General features: G+C 68.6%; 18 protein-coding genes. 9 read left to right on the top strand and 9 right to left on the bottom strand.

The window, feature by feature from the left end; translation table 11 throughout:
- Positions 1–34: 34 nt before the first annotated feature.
- From yiaK to ACVK00_RS31445, 4 genes are all read right to left on the bottom strand, one after another.
- Positions 35–1,069: a 3-dehydro-L-gulonate 2-dehydrogenase gene (gene yiaK, locus ACVK00_RS31460; RefSeq protein WP_284888964.1), complete on the bottom strand. Its 1,035-nt coding sequence runs from the start codon at positions 1,067–1,069 to the stop codon at positions 35–37.
- Positions 1,070–1,247: 178 nt separating this feature from the next.
- Positions 1,248–2,279: a Zn-dependent oxidoreductase gene (locus ACVK00_RS31455; protein ID WP_284888965.1), complete on the bottom strand. Its 1,032-nt coding sequence runs from the start codon at positions 2,277–2,279 to the stop codon at positions 1,248–1,250.
- Between the two features lie 29 nt (positions 2,280–2,308).
- Positions 2,309–3,517, bottom strand: a complete 1,209-nt coding sequence (gene manD / locus ACVK00_RS31450; protein WP_284888966.1) for a D-mannonate dehydratase ManD — start codon at positions 3,515–3,517, stop codon at positions 2,309–2,311.
- 28 nt (positions 3,518–3,545) lie between these two features.
- The gene (locus tag ACVK00_RS31445; protein ID WP_284888967.1) at positions 3,546–4,277 is read right to left on the bottom strand and encodes a GntR family transcriptional regulator; all 732 of its coding nucleotides are present in this window, start codon (positions 4,275–4,277) and stop codon (positions 3,546–3,548) included.
- A gap of 156 nt (positions 4,278–4,433) precedes the next feature.
- On the opposite strand from ACVK00_RS31445, the gene ACVK00_RS31440 reads away from it, so the two are divergent.
- The 6 genes from ACVK00_RS31440 to ACVK00_RS31415 all read left to right on the top strand — a co-directional run bounded on the left by ACVK00_RS31440 (position 4,434) and on the right by ACVK00_RS31415 (position 11,070).
- On the top strand, positions 4,434–5,897 hold the full coding sequence (locus ACVK00_RS31440) for a mannitol dehydrogenase family protein (RefSeq protein ID WP_284888968.1): 1,464 nt from the start codon (positions 4,434–4,436) through the stop codon (positions 5,895–5,897).
- A 135-nt stretch (positions 5,898–6,032) separates the two neighbouring features.
- Positions 6,033–7,325, top strand: coding sequence for an MFS transporter (locus ACVK00_RS31435; RefSeq protein ID WP_228908392.1), 1,293 nt, complete (start codon positions 6,033–6,035; stop codon positions 7,323–7,325).
- Positions 7,326–7,540: 215 nt separating this feature from the next.
- The gene (gene tetH, locus ACVK00_RS31430) at positions 7,541–8,332 is read left to right on the top strand and encodes a thiosulfate dehydrogenase (RefSeq protein WP_284888969.1); all 792 of its coding nucleotides are present in this window, start codon (positions 7,541–7,543) and stop codon (positions 8,330–8,332) included.
- An 8-nt stretch (positions 8,333–8,340) separates the two neighbouring features.
- Positions 8,341–9,405 carry a molybdate ABC transporter substrate-binding protein gene (locus tag ACVK00_RS31425; protein ID WP_284888970.1) on the top strand — a complete coding sequence of 355 codons (1,065 nt, stop codon included), beginning with the start codon at positions 8,341–8,343 and terminating at the stop codon, positions 9,403–9,405.
- Between the two features lie 46 nt (positions 9,406–9,451).
- Positions 9,452–10,138 (top strand): c-type cytochrome, encoded by a 687-nt coding sequence (locus ACVK00_RS31420; protein WP_284888971.1) that lies wholly within the window; start codon positions 9,452–9,454, stop codon positions 10,136–10,138.
- Positions 10,135–11,070, top strand: coding sequence for a c-type cytochrome (locus ACVK00_RS31415; protein ID WP_228908396.1), 936 nt, complete (start codon positions 10,135–10,137; stop codon positions 11,068–11,070). Before ACVK00_RS31420 ends, ACVK00_RS31415 begins: the two co-directional genes overlap by 4 nt.
- Before the next feature lie 25 nt (positions 11,071–11,095).
- On the opposite strand, the gene ACVK00_RS31410 is transcribed toward ACVK00_RS31415, so the two are convergent.
- Both ACVK00_RS31410 and ACVK00_RS31405 read right to left on the bottom strand, forming a co-directional pair.
- Positions 11,096–13,018: an SMP-30/gluconolactonase/LRE family protein gene (locus tag ACVK00_RS31410; RefSeq protein WP_354123250.1), complete on the bottom strand. Its 1,923-nt coding sequence runs from the start codon at positions 13,016–13,018 to the stop codon at positions 11,096–11,098.
- 560 nt (positions 13,019–13,578) lie between these two features.
- On the bottom strand, positions 13,579–14,772 hold the full coding sequence (locus tag ACVK00_RS31405) for a porin (protein WP_229050658.1): 1,194 nt from the start codon (positions 14,770–14,772) through the stop codon (positions 13,579–13,581).
- A gap of 437 nt (positions 14,773–15,209) precedes the next feature.
- Between ACVK00_RS31405 and ACVK00_RS31400 the strand changes: the two genes are divergently transcribed.
- Together ACVK00_RS31400 and ACVK00_RS31395 are read left to right on the top strand one after the other, a co-directional pair.
- Positions 15,210–15,746: a GNAT family N-acetyltransferase gene (locus ACVK00_RS31400; RefSeq protein ID WP_284888973.1), complete on the top strand. Its 537-nt coding sequence runs from the start codon at positions 15,210–15,212 to the stop codon at positions 15,744–15,746.
- Positions 15,747–15,862: 116 nt separating this feature from the next.
- Positions 15,863–16,597 carry a metallophosphoesterase family protein gene (locus tag ACVK00_RS31395; protein WP_284888974.1) on the top strand — a complete coding sequence of 245 codons (735 nt, stop codon included), beginning with the start codon at positions 15,863–15,865 and terminating at the stop codon, positions 16,595–16,597.
- Positions 16,598–16,631: 34 nt separating this feature from the next.
- On the opposite strand, the gene ACVK00_RS31390 is transcribed toward ACVK00_RS31395, so the two are convergent.
- Both ACVK00_RS31390 and ACVK00_RS31385 read right to left on the bottom strand, forming a co-directional pair.
- Complete coding sequence (locus ACVK00_RS31390; protein ID WP_228908401.1) at positions 16,632–17,954, bottom strand: ATP-binding protein; 1,323 nt, start codon at positions 17,952–17,954, stop codon at positions 16,632–16,634.
- Positions 17,951–18,691 carry a response regulator gene (locus ACVK00_RS31385; protein ID WP_284888975.1) on the bottom strand — a complete coding sequence of 247 codons (741 nt, stop codon included), beginning with the start codon at positions 18,689–18,691 and terminating at the stop codon, positions 17,951–17,953. The genes ACVK00_RS31390 and ACVK00_RS31385 overlap by 4 nt, the downstream gene beginning before the upstream one ends.
- Before the next feature lie 228 nt (positions 18,692–18,919).
- Here ACVK00_RS31385 and ACVK00_RS31380 point away from each other — a divergent pair, with 228 nt between their 5' ends.
- Complete coding sequence (locus ACVK00_RS31380) at positions 18,920–19,507, top strand: thioredoxin family protein (protein ID WP_006750895.1); 588 nt, start codon at positions 18,920–18,922, stop codon at positions 19,505–19,507.
- Between the two features lie 49 nt (positions 19,508–19,556).
- Here the strand turns inward: ACVK00_RS31380 and ACVK00_RS31375 are convergent, their stop codons facing one another.
- Positions 19,557–20,195, bottom strand: a complete 639-nt coding sequence (locus ACVK00_RS31375) for an FMN-binding negative transcriptional regulator (RefSeq protein WP_228908402.1) — start codon at positions 20,193–20,195, stop codon at positions 19,557–19,559.
- Positions 20,196–20,277: the final 82 nt, after the last annotated feature.

The raw sequence follows: 20,277 nt of genomic DNA, 5'->3' as shown, positions 1-20,277 counted from the left end.
TCCGTCAGTGCGGTCCGGCGCGACGGCCGGCGCGTCAGCGCTGCGGCGACGCCCGCCGCTGCGCGAGCGCGAGCATGTCGGCCCAGATTCCGTCGTCTACGGCGATGCCGTTGCGCCGCTGCTCCATCCGCGTGCGCAGCGCGCTCTGCCCCGGATAGAGCACTTCCGTGCTGTCTTCCGCGAGCTCGGACGTGTTCACATAGTCCGCCACGCTGTCGGCCACGTGGTTCGTGAATGCTTCGCCGCCGAGTTTGCGCGGGTCGATCACGATGAAGACCTGCGAGCAGCCGGTGCAGCTTCCCTGCTCGATCGCATCGATCCCGTTCGTCGCGAGCCCTTCGGACAGCACCGCCGCCAGCACGTCGAGCATGATCGCGAACCCCGAGCCTTTCCAGTAGCCCATCGGCAAAATGCGCATCGACGCCTCGATCGGGCCGGGCTCGACAGTCAGCTTCCCGTCGCTGTCGAAGCCGGCGGGAAACGGCATGTTCTTCCCCTTGAGGCGGGTGGCCTGCAGCTTGCCGTACGAGTACTGGGACATCGCCATGTCGAGCACGATATGGCCGCGCTCGCGCGGCGCCGCCATCACGAACGGATTGTTGCCGACGCGCGTGTTCTTGCCGCCCCAGCCGGGCATGCAGGATTCGGTGTTGGTCCAGCAGATCGCGATGTAGCCGCGCTCGGCCGCGTGCCAGCCATACGTGCCGCCTCGCATCCAGTGGGTCGCATTGCGCATCGCCACGATGCCGACGCCCTGCTCGTCGGCCATTTCGATGGCCCGGTCGGTCGCGGATAGCGCATTGAGAATGCCGGGGCCGCGCTGGCCGTCGCAGACCTCGATCGCGCCGAATTGCTTGACGGGCGTGCACGCTCCGTCCAGGTTCACCCACCCCTTGTCGACATAGTCGACGAATCGCGCGACGCGATTGATGCCATGCGAATTGACGCCGTCACAGGTCGATTCGGTATGCACCCGCGCACAGATTTCGGCGTCGCGTTCGCGCATGCCGGCATTCACGAGCGCCGCATGGATCACGCGTTGCATTTCCTCGAAGGCAATCCGGGTCACGATGCATGTCTCCTGATATTGGATATCGTTGTGTCCGATCCCGAAGCTGCCCTCGCTACGGCGCGCGGGATTCGCGCCGCCGCGACTCGCCTGCGGCGAGCGATCGCACCGGGCGGCCGGGGCCGCGCGACACGCGCGACACGCTCCGGCCGGCGACACGAACCGGTAAGGCGCGCTATCAGCCGCCCGCGAAATCGAGCAGGATCTTGCAGCTTTCCGCGGGATTGCGCTCGGCCATCTCGAACGCCTGCGCGACGTCGCGAAAGCCGACCTTGTGCGTGACGATGTGCTCAGGCTCGATCAGCCCGCGAGCAATCCAGTCGATCACCTGCGGGAACATCGCGCAGTTGAGCCGCGACGCGGCGAGCGTGAGCTCCTTCTTCGTCAGCTCGGCCTGCACGATCGCCGACGGCTCCGACGAAAATCCGAGCACGCCGATCCGGCCAGCCGGCGCGGCGATCGTCACGGCCTCCTCGAGAATCGACGGATGGCCGACCGCATCGAAGATCAGCGTCGGGCCGCCGTCGACGCCGCGCTTGTCCAGCGCGTCGGGCAGCGACTCGACGCTCGTGTTGATGATCTCGTCCTCCGCCGCGCCGCACTTGCGCGCGAGCTGCAGCCGCGCGTCGAGCCGGTCGGTGATGAACGCGCGAATGCCGTGCACGCGCTTGAGCACCTGCAGGATCGTCAGCCCGACGGTGCCGGCGCCGTAGATCAGCGCGACATCGCCCGGCAGCACGCCGGTGCGCGACGTCGCGTTCGCGGCCACCGCGAACGGCTCGACGATCGCCGCGCAGGTATCGGCGATCGCGTCCGGAATCCAGTACGCATTGCCGGCCGGCACGCACGTGTACTGGCTGAAGCCGCCGTCACGATGCACGCCGAGCACGGTCAGGTGGCGGCACACGTTGCGCCGGCCGATCATGCATGCGTGGCAATGCCCGCAACTGATCACCGGATCGACCGCGACGGTCTCGCCGAGCCGCGCGGCATCGACGCCCGCGCCGACCGACTCGATCGTGCCGACGAATTCATGGCCGATGATGCGCGGGTACGACACGAACGGATTCTTGCCGTGAAAGATGTGCAGGTCCGACCCGCAGATGCCCGCATAGCGCACCTTCACGCGCACCTCGCCGGCGGCGGGCACGGGCAGCGGCACTTCACGCACGCCCATGCTGTTCGGACGATCGACAACGACGCTTAACATTTCGGTTCTCTCCTTCGGATCTTCGCCGCTCACCAGTTCCACATCGAGCCGTCGCGCAGCCGCGCGACCGGCAGGTACGCGCGCTCGTACGGATATTTCGCGGCCAGCGTCTCGTCGATGTCGACGCCGAGGCCCGGCACGTCGTCCATCACGAGATAGCCGTCCTCGAAGCGGTAGTTGTGCGGAAACACTTCATCGGTCAGCGTGCTGTGCGGCATCAGTTCCTGGATGCCGAAGTTCGGCGCCCACAGCCCGAAGTTCACGGCCGCCGCCATGCAGACGGGCGACAGGTCCGTCGCGCCGTGGAAGCCGGTGCGTACCTGGTACATCGCCGCGTAATCGGCGATGCGCCGCACGTGCGTGATGCCGCCCGCGTGCACGATCGTCGCGCGGATGTAGTCGATCAGCTGGTCGCGGATCAGGTCCTTGCAATCCCAGACCGAGTTGAACACCTCGCCGACCGCGAGCGGCGTCGTCGTGTGCTGGCGGATCAGGCGGAATGCGTCCTGGTTCTCCGCGGGCGTCGCGTCCTCGAGCCAGAACAGCCGATGCGGCTCGAGGTCGCGACCGAGCCGCGCGGCCTCGATCGGCGTGAGCCGGTGATGCGCGTCGTGCAGCAGGTGCGGCGCATCGCCGACCGCGTCGCGCACCTTGCGGAACAGTTCCGGCGTGTGACGCAGGTAGAGCGCGGTGTCCCACGGCTCCTCGGGCGGCAGACCCTTCTCGGCCGGCTCGTACGCGCCGGCCGTCTTGCCGACGCCGTACACCTTGTCGAGCCCCGGCACGCCCGACTGCACGCGGATCGCGCGATAGCCGGCCTCGATGTGCGCACGCACCGCGTCGACCGCTTCCGCGTGATCGCGCCCGTTCGCGTGGCCGTACACCATCAGGCCGTCGCGGCTCTTGCCGCCGAGCAACTGGTAGACGGGCATGCCCGCGAGCTTGCCCAGGATGTCCCACAGCGCCATGTCGATCGCGGCGATCGCCGTCATCGTCACGGGCCCGCGCCGCCAGTACGCGCCGCGATACAGGTATTGCCAGATGTCCTCGATGTTGCGCGGGTCGCGGCCGACGAGGCACGGGAACACGTGGTCTTCCAGGTACGCACGCACCGCGAGCTCGCGCCCGTTGAGCGTCGCGTCGCCCAGGCCGTGGACACCCTCGTCGGTCACGATCTTCACCGTCACGAAGTTCCGGCCCGGACACGTGACGATGGTCTGCAAGCGTTCGATTTTCACAGCGCTCCTCCAGCGGGCGATTCAGATGTCAGTCGACAAAGTAATGGGGCGCGCGGCTGCGCACTTCCGGCAGGTGCGAGCCGATCCGGTCGACGTGCGCCGCGACCGATGCGCCGAGCAGCGCCATGTTGCGCGACGCGATGTGCGCGAGGATCTGTTCGTGTTCCTGCAGCGCGCGGCGCGCGTGATCCTCGACGCGATCGAGCAGCAGCCAGCGCACCCGGTCGAACTGGCGCTTCATCGGCTGCAGCATTTCCCACACGTGCGGCCGGCCCGCGAACGCGAACATCCGTCCGTGCATTGCCTCGTCGAGATCGAAGAACGCTTCGACATCGCCGGCGGCCACCGCGTCACGCTGGGCGTCGATGATCCGCGACAGCTCCGCGAGTTGCGCCGGCGCGATCTTCTGCGCGAGCTCGACGTGGTTCGCGCATTCGAGCGTGCTGCGCGCGAAGCGCCCTTCCTCGAGGATCGACACCGGAATCGGCGCGACCAGCGTGCCGACCTTGCGGATGATCTGCACGAGCCGCTCGTCGGCGAGCTGCGCGAACGCTTCGCGCACCGGCGTGCGGCTGACCTTGATCGTCGTGGAGATCACCGCCTCCGACAGCGCGGTGCGCGGCGGCAGCGCGCCGCGCACGATCGCGTGGCGCAGCAGCGCATGCACCTGCTCCGTATATGACCGGCTCTCGTCCAGCGAGAACCCCTGCAACGCCGTGACGACGACGTCCGCTTCTTCCATTACTGCCGTTTCGCTCATGGTGCGATTGATCCGACTCGATATCGATAACTACCATGGTACAGAACCGATCGAATTCAGGCGATCTGGCGTTTACACCAATAACTTCGCGAGAAAACTCGAAATAACCTGCACGCATTCGACCATCTACCATGGTACGCACCGCCCCTGATCACCATGTCATCCGCCCCCGATTTCCTGCGCACCGCGCCGCCCGGCACCCGCCGCCCCCGTTATGACCGGCGGGCGGTCCACACCGGCATCGTCCATCTCGGCCTCGGCGCGTTCCATCGCGCGCACCAGGCGCTTCATACGGAAACGGTGCTCGAACAGGGCGATCTCCGCTGGGGGATCGTCGGCGTCGAGCTGCGCCGGCGCCATACCGTCGACCTGCTCGCCGCGCAGGATCACCTGTACACGGTGACCGAACGCGACGGCCACGGGGCACGCACGCGCATCGTCGGCGCGGTGCACGGCGCGCTGTTCGCGCCCGAATCGCTGCCCGCGCTGCTGGCGCTGATCGCCGATCCGGCGGTGGCGATCGTCAGCCTGACCGTGACCGAGAAGGGCTATTGCCGCCGCCCCGGCGGCGGTCTCGATGCCGACGATCCCGCGATTCGCCAGGATCTCGCGACGCCCGACGCGCCGCGCACCGCGCTCGGCGTGATCGCGGCCGGCCTGCGCCGGCGGCCGGCCCATGCGCCGCTGACCGTCGTGTGCTGCGACAACATGACGTCGAACGGCGACACGCTGCGCGCGTTGCTGATCGACTATGCGGAACGCATCGACGGCGCGCTCGCGCGGCGCATCCGCGACGACGTCGCGTTCCCGAACAGCATGGTCGACCGGATCGTGCCGGCCGCGACGCCCGAATCGCTCGACTGGGCGCACGCGCATCTCGGCGCGCGCGACGCGGCCGCGATCGTCTGCGAGCCGTTCTCGCAATGGGTGATCGAGGATCGCTTCGCCGGCCCGCGCCCGCGCTGGGAAGACGCCGGCGCGCACCTCGTCGGCGACGTGCGGCCCTACGAAACGATGAAGCTGCGGTTGCTGAACGGCTCGCATTCGGCGATCGCGTATGCGGGGCAGCTGCGCGGCCGCGCGACCGTGTCCGACGCGATGGCCGATCCGGCGATCGCGGCGCTCGTCGACGGCGTGATGACGCGCGACCTGCTCGCGACCGTCGACGTGCCGTCCGGTTACGACGCGCACGGCTATTGCGCGACGCTCGTGCAGCGCTTCCGCAATCCGACGCTCGCGCATCGCACCGAACAGATCGCGATGGACGGCACGCAGAAGGTGCCGCTGCGCTGGCTGCCGGCGCTGGGCGAAAGCGCGGCGACCGGGGTCGAGCGTCCCTGCCTGGAACGCGCGCTGGCGCTCTGGCTGCACTACGTCGCCACCGCACGCGACGAGTCGGGCCGGCCGCTCGCGATCAGCGATCCGGGCGCGGCCGCGCTCGGCGCGACGCTGTCGGCGGCCGGCGATGCAACCGGCGCGGTTCGCGCCGCACTCGGCAGCAGCGCGCTCGCCGGTTCGACCGTGTGGCCCGATGCGTTGATCGCGCGCGTCGGCGCGCATCTGTCGACGCTGCGCACGCACGGCACCGACGCGCTGCTCGCGCCGTTGCACGCACGCTGAACGAACGCTCGTCACGGTTCGCCGCAACCGCAGCGAACCGCGCAATGCCCCTGCCCGCCGACGGCGATACCGACGCGGCGAACGATCGATCGACACGACATGACGGCCGGCCCACCGGCACGAAGGAGACAGACAATGAAGCAGAAGTCGCAGGCGTGGTTCACGGTGTTCCTGCTGTTCCTGGTGTACGGGATCAACTATCTCGACCGCGTCGCGCTGTCGATCGTCGCGCCGATCGTGCAGACCGATCTCGGCATCGATGCCGCGCAGATGGGCCTCGTGTTCAGCACGTTCTTCATCGGCTACGCGTTGTTCAATTTCATCGGCGGGCTCGCGTCCGACCGGCTCGGGCCGAAGCTCGTGTACGTGCTGTCGGTCGGACTGTGGTCGGTGTTCTGCGGGATGACCGCACTCACCGTCGGCTTCGTGAGCCTGCTGATCGTGCGGCTGCTGTTCGGCATGGCCGAAGGGCCGCTGTGCTCGGCCGCGAACAAGATGGTCAACAACTGGCTGCCGCGCGACGGCGCCGCGACCGCGATGGGCCTGCTCAGCGCCGGCTCGCCGCTCGGCGGCGCGATCGCCGGGCCGATCGTCGGCCTGCTGGCCGCGCAGTTCGGCTGGCGGCCGGCCTTCTGGATCGTGTGCGCGATCGGGCTCGCGTGGGTCGTCGTGTGGATGACGTCGACGTCGGACCGTCCGGCCGCGCCGGCCGGCGATGCGCCGGATGCGCGTGCAGCAACGCGTGCGGCATCGCCCGCCCACGCGCCCGCGGCGGCGGCCGCGACGCCGGCGCACACGCTGTCGCACTACGTGCGCCAGCCGCGCATCATCGCGACGGCCGCCGCATTCTTCAGCTACAACTACGTGCTGTTCTTCTTCCTGAGCTGGTTCCCGAGCTACCTCGTGCGTGCGCACCATCTGAACATCAAGGAGATGAGCGTCGCCACCGTCGTGCCCTGGCTCGTCGGCACGGTCGGCCTCGCGTGCGGCGGCGCGATCTCGGATGCGCTGTACCGGCTCACCGGCAACCTGCTGCTGTCGCGCCGGATCGTGCTCGTCACCTGCCTGCTCGGCGCGGGTGCTTGCGTGGCCGTCGCGGGCGCCGTGCAGTCGACGCAGGGCGCGGTCGCACTGATGTCGGTGTCGCTGTTCTTCCTGTACGTGACGGGCGCGATCTACTGGGCGATCGTGCAGGACGTCGTGCATCCGACCCGCGTCGGCGGCGTCAGCGGCTTCCTGCATTGCATGGGCAGCCTGTCGGGCGTGATCGGGCCGGCCGTGACCGGCTTTATCGTCGAGCGCAGCGGCTCGTTCGCGTCCGCGTTCGTGCTGGCCGGCGCGATCGCCCTCGCGGGCGCGGTGCTGGCCGGCGTGTTCGTGCGCAACGTGCGGCCGTCGAACGTGCTGCGCGAACGTACCGTGCACTGACTTTCCACCGCTGACGAAGGCCGCGCGGCGCCGCATGAACGGCACCGCGCGGCCTTGGCGTTTGCGCCAATCATCGCCCCCTCGAATATCTCCCATCCGATATCGCGATTTCCGGTATCGATCGCGCGCCTCTAGACTGGCTACGCGATGGCGATGCATCGCCGGCAGCACGGCGATGCGGCACGCCCCCCACAACAACGACATGGGAGAGATCGATGTCCGACCGGCATGCGCGCCGCGGCGCGCTCAAGACACTCGGCCTCACGGCCGGCACCGCGCTGCTCGGCGCAGCGCGCGTCGCCCAGGCGGCCACACCCGAAACCGGCGCGCTGCTGGCCAGCGGCGCGACGCACCTCGCCGAGCTCACCCGCCGCCTCGCAGCCGCGCCGAGACGGCGCGACTTCAAGACGGTGCCGATGATCGTCGAGCGCCCCGATCAATGGGATCACGCGGCGCTCATGGAAGTAATCGGCTATCGCGGCGGCCCGAAGCAGGTGTGGGACAACACCGAGCTCGGCGGCCCGTGGCTGAACCTGATGCGCAATGCACTGAACGCGCAGATCTGGGGGTTCGGTCATCCGGACTTCCTCGTCGTGTCGGCCACGCACGGCGCCGCGCATCTCGCGCTGTTCGACCAGCTCGCGTGGGACAAATACGGCCTCGCGAAATTCGCGGGCGCCGCGTTTCCAACCAACACGCTGCTCGCCGCGAAACCCGCGCAGTCGAAAGACGCGCACGACCACGAACTGGCCGACGGCGCATTCTCGTCGCACGACAACAGCATCGCCGCGCTCGAGCAGCGCGGCGTCGTGTTCCTGTCGTGCCACAACGCGATCTGGGAACTCGCCGAACGGCTCGACCGCGCAAGCGCAAATCCGGACAAGCTGCCGCTCGACGCCCTCGCCGCCGACCTGACCAACCATGTGATTCCGTCGGCGATCGTCACGCCAGGCGCGGTCGGCACGCTGCCCGAACTGCAGCACGCCGGTTTCACCTACGCGAAGTGAGGCGCGCCATGACATCGATCCGTACGCGCGCTCCGTTGCAACGCGGGTGGCGCACGGCGCTGCAGGCGGCGCTGGCTGCGCTCTGCTGCACGTCGGCGCTGGCGCTCGCCGCACCCGCCGCCCCTTCCACCAGCGTCTTTCCGCCGTGGCAGGACGGCCGCAACAACGACGCGACGAATCGCGGCCTCGAATTCACGGTGCCGCAGGTCGACGTGCTCGCCGATTTCCATGGCGACCTCACCGCACCGAAGCTCGTCCTGTACGTCGGCGGCAATTACTTCTTCGCGATGGCGCCGCTCGTCGCGAAGTTCGAGGCCGATCATCCCGAATACCGCGGCCGCATCTACTGGGAAACGATCCCGCCCGGCCTGCTCGTGGAGCAGATTCACGCGGGCGGCACGATCACCGTGGGCAACATGACGTGGACGGTCAAGCCCGACGCGTATTTCGCGGGGCTCGGCAAGATCGACGACCTGATCGCGGACGGCACGCTCGAAGGGCCGGCCGTGCCGTACGTGACGAACCAGCTGACGATCATGGTGCGCGCCGGCAATCCGAAGCACATCGCGTCGCTGAACGATCTCGCGCGGCCCGACGTGCAGCTCGCGATGCCGAACCCGGCATTCGAAGGCGTCGCGCGGCAGATTCGCGCGTCGCTCGTGAAGGCCGGCGGCGATGCGCTCGCGCGCACCGTCTACGACGACAAGGTGCGGGCCGGCACGACCGAACTCACGCACATCCATCATCGGGAAACCGCGCTGTTCCTGATGCAGGGCCGCGCGGACGCCGGCGTGCTGTGGCAGTCGGAAGCGGCGTTCCAGGAACAGGTCGGGCATCCGCTGATGCACATCGACATCCCGGCCGCGCACAATACGACGGCGATCTATGCGGGCGCGATGGTGAAGCACGCGCCGCATCCGGAAGCCGCGCGTGCATGGCTGGCGTTCATCCGGTCGCCGGACGCATTCCGGATTTTCGCGCGCTACGGCTTCGGGCAATACGACGCGACGGCGCCGACGCCGCATCTCGCGCCGCCTCTCGCGCCACGGCAAGACCGGCCCGACGCGGGCTGAGCGCGCGAGCGCACGCGCAACAAGACAGACAACAAGGAGGGGACACGTGAACGATTCGGTCGACCTACCGCGACGCCGGTTCGCGCCGCTGCTGCTCGCCGCGGCCGCGCTGTTGGCCGGCCACGCCCGCGCGGACGACATCGCGCTCGGCAAGACGATCGCCACCCAGGGCACGACGACGGGCGTGGCCGCCTGCGTCGGCTGCCACGGTGCACAGGGTGAAGGCAACGCGGCCGCCGGCTTCCCGCGTCTTGCCGGCACGAACGCTGGTTACCTGTCCGTGCAACTCGCCGCGTTCGCGGACGGCAGCCGTCAGAACCCGGTCATGCAGCCGCTCGCGAAACAGCTGTCGCCGCACGATCGCGATGCGGTGTCCGCGTATTTCGAGAGCCTGCCCGCGCCGCCGGCGATCACGACGTCCGACGCCACGTCGATCGATCCGGCCAACACCGGCGCATGGCTCGCGACGCGCGGACGCTGGTCGCAGGGCCTGCCCGCGTGCGCGCAATGCCACGGCGCGGGCGGCCTCGGCGTGGGCGCCGCGTTTCCGCCGCTCGCCGGCCAGCCGGCCGCGTATCTCGCGGGCCAGCTGAACGGCTGGAAGCACGGCACGCGCGCACCCGGCCCGATGGCGCTGATGCCGATGATCGCCGGCAAGCTGTCCGACGCCGACATCGACGCGGTGGCCGCCTACTATGCGCGCGGCGGCGCCGCGAACGGAGAAAAACAATGATCAAGCGCACGAAGTTGATCCGCGGCGCGCGCGCCGCGCTGCTCGGTGCGGCCTGGCTGCCCGCGCTAGCCTGCGCGGCCGCGCCGCAGGACGCACCGGCCGCCGCTTCCGCCACCGCGGTGGCGCCGCTTCCCGCCGCGGCGAAGCCGTTCACGCCACCGCCCGAATCCGCGATCCCTGCCGACGACTTCGGCAAGACCGTGAAGCTCGGCGAGCAGATCTTCCTGCACACGCCCGAGTACGCGGGCAAGTACGTCGGCAACAAGCTGACCTGCGCGAGCTGCCACCTCGACGCGGGCCGCCGGCCCGATGCGGGCCCGATGTGGGCCGCGTACCTGCTGTACCCGGCCTACCGCAGCAAGAACGGCCACGTGAACACGTTCGCCGAACGCCTGCAGGGATGCTTTCGCTACAGCATGAACGGCAAGGCGCCGCCGGCTGGCGACCCGATCCTCGTTGCGCTCGAAACCTATTCGTACTGGCTCGCGAAGGGCGCGCCGGTCGGCACCCGGCTGCCCGGCCAGGGTTTTCCGAAACTGCCGCCGCCCGCGCAAAAGGCCGACTACGCGCGCGGCGCCGCCGTCTACACGCAGCACTGCGCGCTGTGTCACGGCGCGGACGGCCAAGGACGGTCGAGCGGCGACAAGCCGGTCTTTCCGGCGCTGTGGGGCGCACGCTCGTTCAACTGGGGGGCGGGGATGGGCGACATCCGCAACGCGGCCGGCTTCGTGAAGGCCAATATGCCGCTCGGGCTCGGCGGCACGCTGACCGATCAGCAAGCGTGGGACGTCGCGACCTTCATGGACAGCCACGAGCGTCCGCAGGACCCGCGCTTCACCGGCTCGGTGCAGGACACGCGCGCGAAATTCCACGACACGCCCGACTCGATGTACGGGCGCGAGGTGAACGGCCACGTGCTCGGTGCGCCGTGAGGTCCGCCCGCCGCGGCCTGCGTGGTCACGGATGCCAGCGATACACGACGAGGCTCGACCCGTTGTAGTTGTCCTTCGTGATCACGTATTCGCCGGTCGAGCGCCGGTACGCGCGGATGCCGTACATCGAGTCGACGTCGTTGCCGACGTCCATCGCGGACGTGTTCGAGTTCGTCAGCGTGGTGACGAGGCTGCCGGTGTTCAGGTCGAACACGTCGACGTTCGGCACCGTGTGCACGTAGCCGACGAACAGGTAGTGGCCGGCCGCCGCCATCGATTTCGGGTTCGCGCTCGTCAGGTCGATCGCCACGTTCGGCGTGCTCGTGTTGCCGGCCTTCCAGCCGCGATAGACCTCGATGTGCCCGTTCATCGCGGTCCAGTCCCAGCTGCCCGAGATGCCCTGCGCGAGGATCATCGTGTCGCTGTCGGCCTGGTAGATGATCCGCGTGAGCGGCAGCACCGTGCGCGGAATCTGGATCTGCTCCGGCGTGCCCCATGTCGGCTTGCCGGTCGCGTCGAAGCCCTTCATCGGATAGTGCGAGATGTTGTTGGTGCGATCGAGCCCGGCCCATACGTCGCCGTTGTCGTCGAGCGCGAAACCGGCCGTCACCTGCAGGGTCGTGTTGAACGGCTTGCCGGGGATCGAGCCGTCCGGAATCGCGATATAGCCGCTCGCGTTGTTGAAGTGATAGAGGTTGTAGTTGCCCGGGTTCTGCCCGGTCGCGACGAGCATCCGGGTGCCGTTCACCAGCGCGAGCTGCCCGAAATGCTGGCCGCGCTGGTAGTCCTTCATGTCGAGGCGCGGGTCCTTCGGATAGGTGAACGGATCGATCGTGTTCGCGACGAACGTGCCGCCCGCCGTACCGGTATAGACGTTGTTGCCGCTGTAGAAGAACGCGCCGTCGGTCGCCGGGTCGGGCGCGGCGGCGCCCTCGAAATTCAGCGCCTGCAGCTTCCATTGCAGCACGCCCGTCGGGCCGTACGAATGGAGGTCGGTGCTGCCGTTGCGCCCGAGATCCCAGCCGCCGCCCCACGCGTTGTTCAGCACGTACAGGTTGCCGGCCGCGTCCTTGCCGATGCCCGCGACGCGCGTGAAGCGCTTGTCGCCGACCTGCCCCTTGATGCCCGACGTCGTGTCGAGATAACCGCCCTGCACGCCGAACGTGCCGACCTGCACGGGCTGGCCGGCGAGCGTGTAGATCTTGATGTTCATGTCGGGGCCTTCGTCGCCCACCAGCATCTGTCCGCTCAGCGCGTCGAAATACAGCGACGCCGGCCGCGCGCGGGCCGCCATCTGGATCGTGTTCATCGCCGTGCCGGCCGGGCTGAACTGCGCGACGATGCCCGCGCTCTTGCGTGCGACCCACAGGTTGCCGCCCGCGTCGAGCGCCAGCGCGCCGGGCCCCGCTACGCCGATGTCGCGCTGCCACACGCCGTCCGTCGTATACACACGCACGCGGTTGCCGTAGAAGTCGCTCACGTACAGCAGGTTGCCGGTCGTCGCGAGGCCGGTGATCACGTCCGCGTACTGGATGCCCGTCCACGTGCTGACCGGGATGCGCAGGTCGCGCTGGTTCGTGCTGCGGTTGTAGCGGCCGACCGAGCCGCTGCCGAAGGTGCGGTTGTAGCCGAGCGCGACGAACAGCGAGTTCGCGTTGCCGGTGATCGCGCCGCCCTGGAATTCGTCGTGGATGCCGATCGTGCCGAGCGTCTGCCCGTTCTGGTAGATCGCGACGCCGCCGGCATTCTCGTCCCAGCGCGACGCCGTATAGATCACGCCTTCGGGCGCGACCCACAGCGAGCGCGCACCGTTGCCGACGTGCGCGGCCACCGTGCCGAACGTGTTCGCGAGCCAGTCCGTCGTGTATTGCGCTTGTGCGTGACTGACCGGCGCCAGCATTGCCATGCACAATCCAAGCAATGCCGCGCGAATTTGTTTCGATAACATGAATGATGCTCCCGGACGATCGCCTGTCGATACTCTAGTTCGACGCGTATGAAATATTGGTGATTTCTGCAAAAACCCGTTCATTTCCACCACGAATGACTCATTACGTTCTTTTACCGCGTGACAGTGGTTGGCCGACGCCGGAGCATCCCGGGACCAGCGCCTGGGCTCCCGCCGGACAGCGCTGTGGCGATTCATCATTACCGGCACTTTGTTCCGAATTTCCTAATGCAAATGCGTCATTTTTTCTGATACACGCACATTGAATTTCCATTGCCGGCAAATCGACTCGATGATTACAAATCGAAATTAAAATGAAAGAGAAAAAATATTATCCGCAGCATGTTGCATTGCCGGGAAAATCGTGAAGAAGTGAAATAAGGCGGGGCGCGGCGGAATACGGTTGCCGACGAAGACGGAGGGATAAACGAAGGTGGGCCGCACGTGCGGCGAAGCGTGATGCGGGCCGTGTTGAATAGAGAATGGAGAAGGCCGTACGCCGGCCCGGCGTGCGACCGGCGGCCCGCAGCGCGCGCGGGCGGCCGGTCGCGCGCGTGGCGTCAGAACTTCTGGCGCAGGCCGAGGCTGACGATCGCCTGCGACCGCGAATCGGACGAGTGGCCGTTCGCCTTGTCCGACACCGACGCGGTCGCGGCCACCGGCCGACCGAGTGCGTCGAGCGTCGTGCCGGACGCACGCTGGTAGGCGCCGAGCAGGTACACGCTGGTGCGCTTCGACAGGTCGTAGACCGCGCCGAGCGTGACGTTGTGATACTGCGCGCGGTTGTCGATGCCGTCGACGTCACTGCCGCGCGTGTAGCTGTAGCCGGCGAACAGCTGGGTCTGCGGCTGCACGTTCCAGCGCGTGAACACGCCCGCGACGTTGAACGTCGCATGACCGTTGAACAGCGACTGCGCGCCGCTGCGGTACTGCACGTTGCTGTAATTCACGCCGACGACGGCCGGGCCGAAGTCGTACGTCGCGCCGGTCGCGATGACCTGCTGCGACTGCGCGCTCGCATAGCCTTCGTTGATCGACGAGTTGAACAGCCCGTCGTCGGTGCTCTGCCATTTGCCGGCCGTCGGATCGGTCGCGCCCGTCTTGCTGTTGTCCGAGCGCTCGTAACCGACGCCCACGCGCAGCGGCCCCGCCGCGTATGCCGCGCCGACGCTCCACGTGTTGCGCTGCTTCATGCTGCCCGGCTGGCTGCCGAAGCCGTACAGCGCGCCGAACGTGAAGCCCGCGTAGTTCGCGCTCGTGTACTTGATCGAGCTGTCGACGCGTGCGGTCTGGTCGAGGTCGTCGATGTCGCCCGGGTGCGCGCCGAACCCGCCGATGAACGACGACGGGCCGACCGGGCTCACGAAGTCGTTGAGCGACGTGTACTGGCGGCCGAGCGTGACCGTGCCGTAGCGGTTGCTGCCGACGCCGACGAACGCCTGCCGGCCGAACTGGCGGCCACCCTGGCCCGACGTGCCGTTGGTGATGTCGAAGCCGTTCTCGAGCACGAACAGCGCGCGCATCCCGCCGCCGAGATCCTCGGAACCCTTGATGCCCCAGCGGCTGCCCGACAGGTTACCGGTGGTCAGGCCGACCTCCGAATGCCCGGTGTAGGCGCCCGGCGAGCCGACCCGTTCGTTGCTGCGATAGGTCACGCCCGCGTCGACGATGCCGTACAGCGTGACGGAGCTTTGCGCGGATGCGATGCCCGCGAGCGAGAGCAGCAGCGGTGCTGCGATCAGTTGCTTGTTCATGGTTTTTAGCGTCTCCGGGCGGTCAGCCCGTTGTTCTATGCGAGTAACGCGTGCGGCCGGCGAGATACGCCTGCATGCGAGGCCGACGGCGGTCGCACGCGGGAACGCGCGCGTGCGATACGCGCGCGGCACGTCGCGGCGAGCATGCCCGCCGAGGCCGCCATGGTAGATGGAACCGGTTCCGTTCGATAGCGCAATAATGAAAACAGCTTCTTGCCGATTTCGAGATAATTTGTCGCGCGACGAACGTCGCTGTACGGCGTGGAGCCGCGCGCCCGATAATCGAGCGCGCATCTGCCATCGGGAGTCTCCGTCATGCCTGAAACCACCCCCGCTGATCTTCGCCGCCGCCGCAGCCCGTGCTGCTCGCGCTGTATCGGCGTCATGCTGCGTAGGGGCGTCGGCACGCGTATCGCATCGTTCGCGACGAGCGCGCGATGAGAATCGCCGCGCCGCCCCGCGCCGGCGCCCCCGGCCTGTCGCTCCGGCAACTCGACCGCACGGATCTCGACGCGTGGTACGCGTACCTGTCGAACCCCGACGTCGTCCGCCACACGAGCTGGAACCTGCATTCGCGCGACGACCTGCTGCCGCTGTTCGACGGCATCGATTCGGCCCAACCGGATTCGATCCGCCGGCTCGCGATCGTCGATGATGCATCGGGCGCGCTCGCCGGGACGATCGGGCTGCATACGGTGTCCACCGCGAACCGCTCGGCCGAGATCGCGTACGACCTCGCGCCGTCGCACTGGGGGCGCGGCATCGCGAGCGCGGTGTGCGCGAGCGTCACCGCGTGGGCATTCGCCGAAGACGGCTTCATGCGCATCCAGGGCGTCGTGCTGACCAGCAACGCCGGCTCCAAGCGTGTGCTGCAGAAATGCGGCTACCGGTACGAGGGATTGCTGCGCGCCTACCGGATGGTGCGCGGCGTGCCGGGCGATTTCGCGATGTACGCGCGCATCGCGACCGACTGAAGCGCCGGCCGACCGATGGCCGACGCTCGACGCGCGGGTCCACTCGCCGTCGGCGCGATTGGACGCGCCACGCCGAATTGGCGACAATCGCCGCTCCCCGCCTCGACTTCCTCGCCATGAAAATCGCCGCGCTGTCCGACATCCACGGCAACCTCGCCGCGCTCGACGCGGTGCTCGACGACGTGCGCCGCCGCGGCGCCGACCTGATCGTCAACCTCGGCGACATCGTGTCGGGCGCGCTCCATCCGGCCGAGACGGCCGATCGCCTGATCGCGCTCGACCTGCCGACCATCAAGGGCAATCACGAACGGCAACTGCTGAGCGGCGATCGCGAAACGATGCGGCTCTCCGATCGCTGGGCGCACGACACGTTGCGCGACGACCATCGCGCGTGGATCGCCGCATTGCCCGAACGCCTGACGCTCGACGACGACGTGCTGATGGTGCACGGCACGCCCGCCAGCGACCTCGTTTATTTCCTCGAAACGGTGACGCCCGACGGCTGCCGCGCGGCGACGCCCGATGAAATCGCGCAGCGTGCGGGTGACGCGCCGGCGTCGCTGATTCTGTGCGGCCACACGCATGTCCCCCGCATCGCGAAGCTCGACGACGGCCGGCTGATCGTCAATCCGGGCAGCGTCGGGCTGCAGGCGTACACGGACGATCAACCGCATCCGCACCGGATCGAAACGGGCTCGCCGCATGCGCGCTACGCGATGGTGTCGCGCACGCCGGCCGGCTGGCAGGCCGAATTCCACGCGGTCGAATACGACTGGCACACGGCCGCCGACACCGCGGCAGCGCGCGGCCGCGACGACTGGACCGTCGCGCTGCGCACCGGCCGGTGCTGACGGATCCCGCGCGATCCGGCCGTCGCATCACACATCACGCAGCATTCGCCAGCGTCAGCCGCGCTTCGAGCCCGCCGCCATCCGTCCGGTTGCGCAACGTGAGCGTGCCGCCCATCGCGAGCGCAAGCTGCCGCGCGATCGCGAGACCGAGCCCCGTACCGCCCGTCTCGCGATTGCGCGACGTCTCCACGCGCCGGAACGGTTCGAACACCGCGTCGAGCTGATCGTCCGGAATGCCGGGCCCGCGATCGCGCACCGCAATGACCGCGCCGCCGCCTGACGCCGCCTGCACGTCGATCTCGGCCGCGCCCGCAAACTTCAGCGCGTTGTCGACGAGGTTGCCGACGATCCGGCGCAGCGCCTTCGGTCGCGTGACGAGCGCGAGCGGGCCGCCGCTGTGCAGCGCGACGTCCTGCCCCGCATCCGTGTAATCGCACACGATGCTGTCGAGCAGCGCATCGAGATCGATGCGGCGCGCGGCTTCATCCGTGCCGTGCAGCGTGCGCGCATAGGCGACGCCCTCCTTCACCAGATGCTCCATCTCGATCAGGTCCTGGCGCAGCTTCGCGCCCTGCGCGTCGTCGTCCATCACGTCGACGCGCAATCGCATGCGCGTGATCGGCGTCTGCAGGTCGTGCGAGATCGACGCGAGGATCTGCATGCGTTCGGCCATGTACTGCGCGATGCGGTCCTGCATCGCGTTGAACGCCCGCGCGGCACGCGCGACTTCGGACGGCCCGCCCTCGTTCAGGCGTTCGCCCTTCAGGTCGGGGCCGAGCGCGTCGGCCGCCCGCGCGAGCTGGTTCAGCGGCCGCGTCGCGAGCCGCACCGCGAGCCAGCAGCACGCGGCCAGCACCGCGAGCTGCAGCGCGAGCACCACCGGCAGCCAGCCCGACAGCGGCACCGTCGACATCGGGTGGATGTCGATCGTCAGCGGCGAGCCGTCGGTCAGGCGCAGATGCACCTGCAGATGCTCGCGATCGCCGGGGATCGCGTTCGCGGTCAGCGGGTAGTCGCCGCCGATGCCGTCCGAGATCGACCGCTCGACGCGCGCCGACAGCCGCGCCTCGGACGGCGTGCCCGTCTCGCCGGGCCCGAGGATGAACACGTAGCTGCGCCGCGCGAGACGCGGCAGCCATGCGGCGCGCTCGCCGGGCGGCAGGTGGTCGAGCAGCGCGACCGAACTCGCGACCTCGCGCTCGATGTAGCCCATCATCAGGTTGGTGGTCGCCTGGTCGCGCTCCATCACCGTGAGCCAGAACGACAGCGTCTGCGCGAGCGCGAGGCCCACGCACAGGATCAGCGCGAGCCGCGCGAACAGCGAGCGCGGCCAGTGCCACAGGGTGCGCGCGCTCATGCGTCGCCTTCGACCGTGGTCACCGCCGACGAGAACACGTAGCCCTCGTTGCGCAGCGTCTTGATGTAGCGCGGCTCGCGCGCGCCGTCGCGCAGCCGCTGGCGCAGCCGGCTCACGAGCAGGTCGATCGACCGGTCGAACGGATCGGACTGGCGGCCCTGCGTGAGGTTGAGCAACTGGTCGCGCGTCAGCACGCGCTGCGGATTGTCGAGGAACACGCGCAGCAGCCGGTATTCGGCGCCGCTCAGCGCGACCAGCGTGCCTTCGGCGTCGAGCAGGTGACGCCCCGTCGTGTCGAGCCGCCATTCGCCGAACGCGAGCATCTCGGCCGTCTCCGTCACCTGCATGCCGGGCGGCAGCATGCGCGCGCGGCGCAGCACCGAGCGGATCCGCGCCAGCAGCTCGCGCACCGCGAACGGCTTCGCGAGATAGTCGTCGGCGCCCATCTCGAGGCCGATGATGCGGTCGGTTTCCTCGCCGCGCGCGGTCAGCATCAGCACCGGCACCGTCCGGAACTTGCCGGCGCGCAGGTCGCGGCACAGCGTGAGGCCGTCCTCGCCGGGCAGCATCAGATCGAGCACGATCAGGTCGGGCGCGCCATCCTCGAGCACGTTGCGCATCTCGCGGCCGTTCGCGGCGAGCGACGCGCGCATGCCGTTCTTCTCGAGGTAGTCGGCGATCAGTTCGCGGATCGCGCGATCGTCGTCGACGATCAGTACGTGGTCGATCTTGTCCATGAGTCGGGGTCGGGGTCGTGAGGTTGCGGCTGGCGATGTCCGCCTTTATACCGCACCGCGGGCACGCATTTGTATCCCAATGTATCGCGCCGCCGCGACGACACACAACATTGCACGCACGCGGCTCGCCGGACACATCGCAGATACGTCGGCGCGGCCCAATGAGGGCTGTCGAAACCAGTCCGGCCGACGCGATCGCGCGGCGGCCGGCCGAACCGGAGAACCGCCATGCTGCCCAGACTCAAGACTGCCGCCCTCGTGATCGCGCTCGCCGCCACGGCCGGGCTCGCCGCGTTCGCCGGCACCCGCGACGACGCGGGCATGACGGCCTCGCTCGCCGGCACGCCGGCGCCCGACTTCACCGGCATCGAGCGCTGGCAGAACAGCGCGCCGCTCAAGCTCGCGCAGCTGCGCGGCAAGGTCGTGCTGGTCGATTTCTGGACCTACTCGTGCATCAACTGCATTCATACGATTCCGTACGTGAACGACTGGTACCGGAAGTATCGCGACCAGGGGCTGGTCGTGGTCGGCGTGCATACGCCCGAGTACCCGTTCGAACGCGATCCGAAGAACGTCGCCGATGCGCTCAAGCGCTTCGACATCCAGTATCCGGTCGCGCAGGACAACCGCTACGACACGTGGCGCGCGTACGGCAACCAGTACTGGCCCGCGCTGTACCTGATCGACGCGAACGGGAAGATCGTCTATACGCGCTATGGCGAGGGCGGGTACGACAAGACGGAGGCGGCGATTCGCGAGGCGCTGGCGCAGGCGCATGCTGGCGAAGGCACGAAGGGCGCGACGCGTACGCAGTAACGGGCGCCGCCGGGGGCGCGGCATGCGCCCCCGGGCGATTCACCGCCGCTCACTTGAGCTTCGCGTCCGCCTCCGCCAGCATCGCCTCCCCGATCGCGAGATGCCCGTCCGCGATCAGCGCGTCGCCCGCGCCGCGGATATCGTCGACCGCCTTGTTCTGCCCGAGCTTGCGCTTGCCGACGAGCCGCGTGATCTCGATCTGCAGACCGACGATCGACTGCAGCATCGTGTCGAGATAGTCCTTCGGCGCGTCGGCCATCTTCCACGGCGCCGGCTGCGACGCCTCGTGCGTGCGGGTCAGCCGCGCGACCACGCCGCGCACGAACTTCTCGTCGTCGCGCACCGTGATGCGGCCGTGCGCGTGCACGACCACGTAGTTCCACGTCGGCACCTGCCGGTGCGCGACATGCTTGCTCGGGTACCAGTTCGGCGAGATGTACGCATCGCCGGCACGGAAGATCACGAGCACCTCGTCGCCGTTCACAACCTCCTGCCAGACCGGATTCGCGCGCGCGACGTGCGCATGCAGCTCGCCGAGGCCGCCGTCGCCCGGCAGCAGTTCGAACGGAATGTGGTTCGCGTCGAGCCCGCTCCTGCCATGCGTGATCAGGCTGCCGAACGGATGCTGGACGATCAGTTCGCGCAGCGCGTCGGGACGGGATTCGGCGAAATCGGCGGGGACATACATGGCGGCTCCACGGTCGGACAGGGTTCAGGAACGAACGGGCCTGAAACAGGCGCGTCATGCCCCGATTGTGAGCGCTAACTGG

The organism is Burkholderia sp. PvR073 (assembly GCF_054055695.1).
The sequence above is the reverse complement of the archived record's forward strand: the minus strand, read 5'-3'. Positions and strand labels throughout refer to the sequence as shown.

Excerpts from the sequence above, each read along its gene's own strand:
- ACVK00_RS31455 (WP_284888965.1), bottom strand. The coding sequence starts at position 2,279 with ATGTTAAGCGTCGTTGTCGATCGTCCGAACAGCATGGGCGTGCGTGAA.
- ACVK00_RS31445 (WP_284888967.1), bottom strand. The coding sequence starts at position 4,277 with ATGAGCGAAACGGCAGTAATGGAAGAAGCGGACGTCGTCGTCACGGCG.
- ACVK00_RS31440 (WP_284888968.1), top strand. The coding sequence starts at position 4,434 with ATGTCATCCGCCCCCGATTTCCTGCGCACCGCGCCGCCCGGCACCCGC.
- ACVK00_RS31435 (WP_228908392.1), top strand. The coding sequence starts at position 6,033 with ATGAAGCAGAAGTCGCAGGCGTGGTTCACGGTGTTCCTGCTGTTCCTG.
- tetH (WP_284888969.1), top strand. The coding sequence starts at position 7,541 with ATGTCCGACCGGCATGCGCGCCGCGGCGCGCTCAAGACACTCGGCCTC.
- ACVK00_RS31425 (WP_284888970.1), top strand. The coding sequence starts at position 8,341 with ATGACATCGATCCGTACGCGCGCTCCGTTGCAACGCGGGTGGCGCACG.
- ACVK00_RS31415 (WP_228908396.1), top strand. The coding sequence starts at position 10,135 with ATGATCAAGCGCACGAAGTTGATCCGCGGCGCGCGCGCCGCGCTGCTC.
- ACVK00_RS31410 (WP_354123250.1), bottom strand. The coding sequence starts at position 13,018 with ATGTTATCGAAACAAATTCGCGCGGCATTGCTTGGATTGTGCATGGCA.
- ACVK00_RS31405 (WP_229050658.1), bottom strand. The coding sequence starts at position 14,772 with ATGAACAAGCAACTGATCGCAGCACCGCTGCTGCTCTCGCTCGCGGGC.
- ACVK00_RS31400 (WP_284888973.1), top strand. The coding sequence starts at position 15,210 with ATGAGAATCGCCGCGCCGCCCCGCGCCGGCGCCCCCGGCCTGTCGCTC.
- ACVK00_RS31395 (WP_284888974.1), top strand. The coding sequence starts at position 15,863 with ATGAAAATCGCCGCGCTGTCCGACATCCACGGCAACCTCGCCGCGCTC.
- ACVK00_RS31390 (WP_228908401.1), bottom strand. The coding sequence starts at position 17,954 with ATGAGCGCGCGCACCCTGTGGCACTGGCCGCGCTCGCTGTTCGCGCGG.
- ACVK00_RS31385 (WP_284888975.1), bottom strand. The coding sequence starts at position 18,691 with ATGGACAAGATCGACCACGTACTGATCGTCGACGACGATCGCGCGATC.
- ACVK00_RS31380 (WP_006750895.1), top strand. The coding sequence starts at position 18,920 with ATGCTGCCCAGACTCAAGACTGCCGCCCTCGTGATCGCGCTCGCCGCC.
- ACVK00_RS31375 (WP_228908402.1), bottom strand. The coding sequence starts at position 20,195 with ATGTATGTCCCCGCCGATTTCGCCGAATCCCGTCCCGACGCGCTGCGC.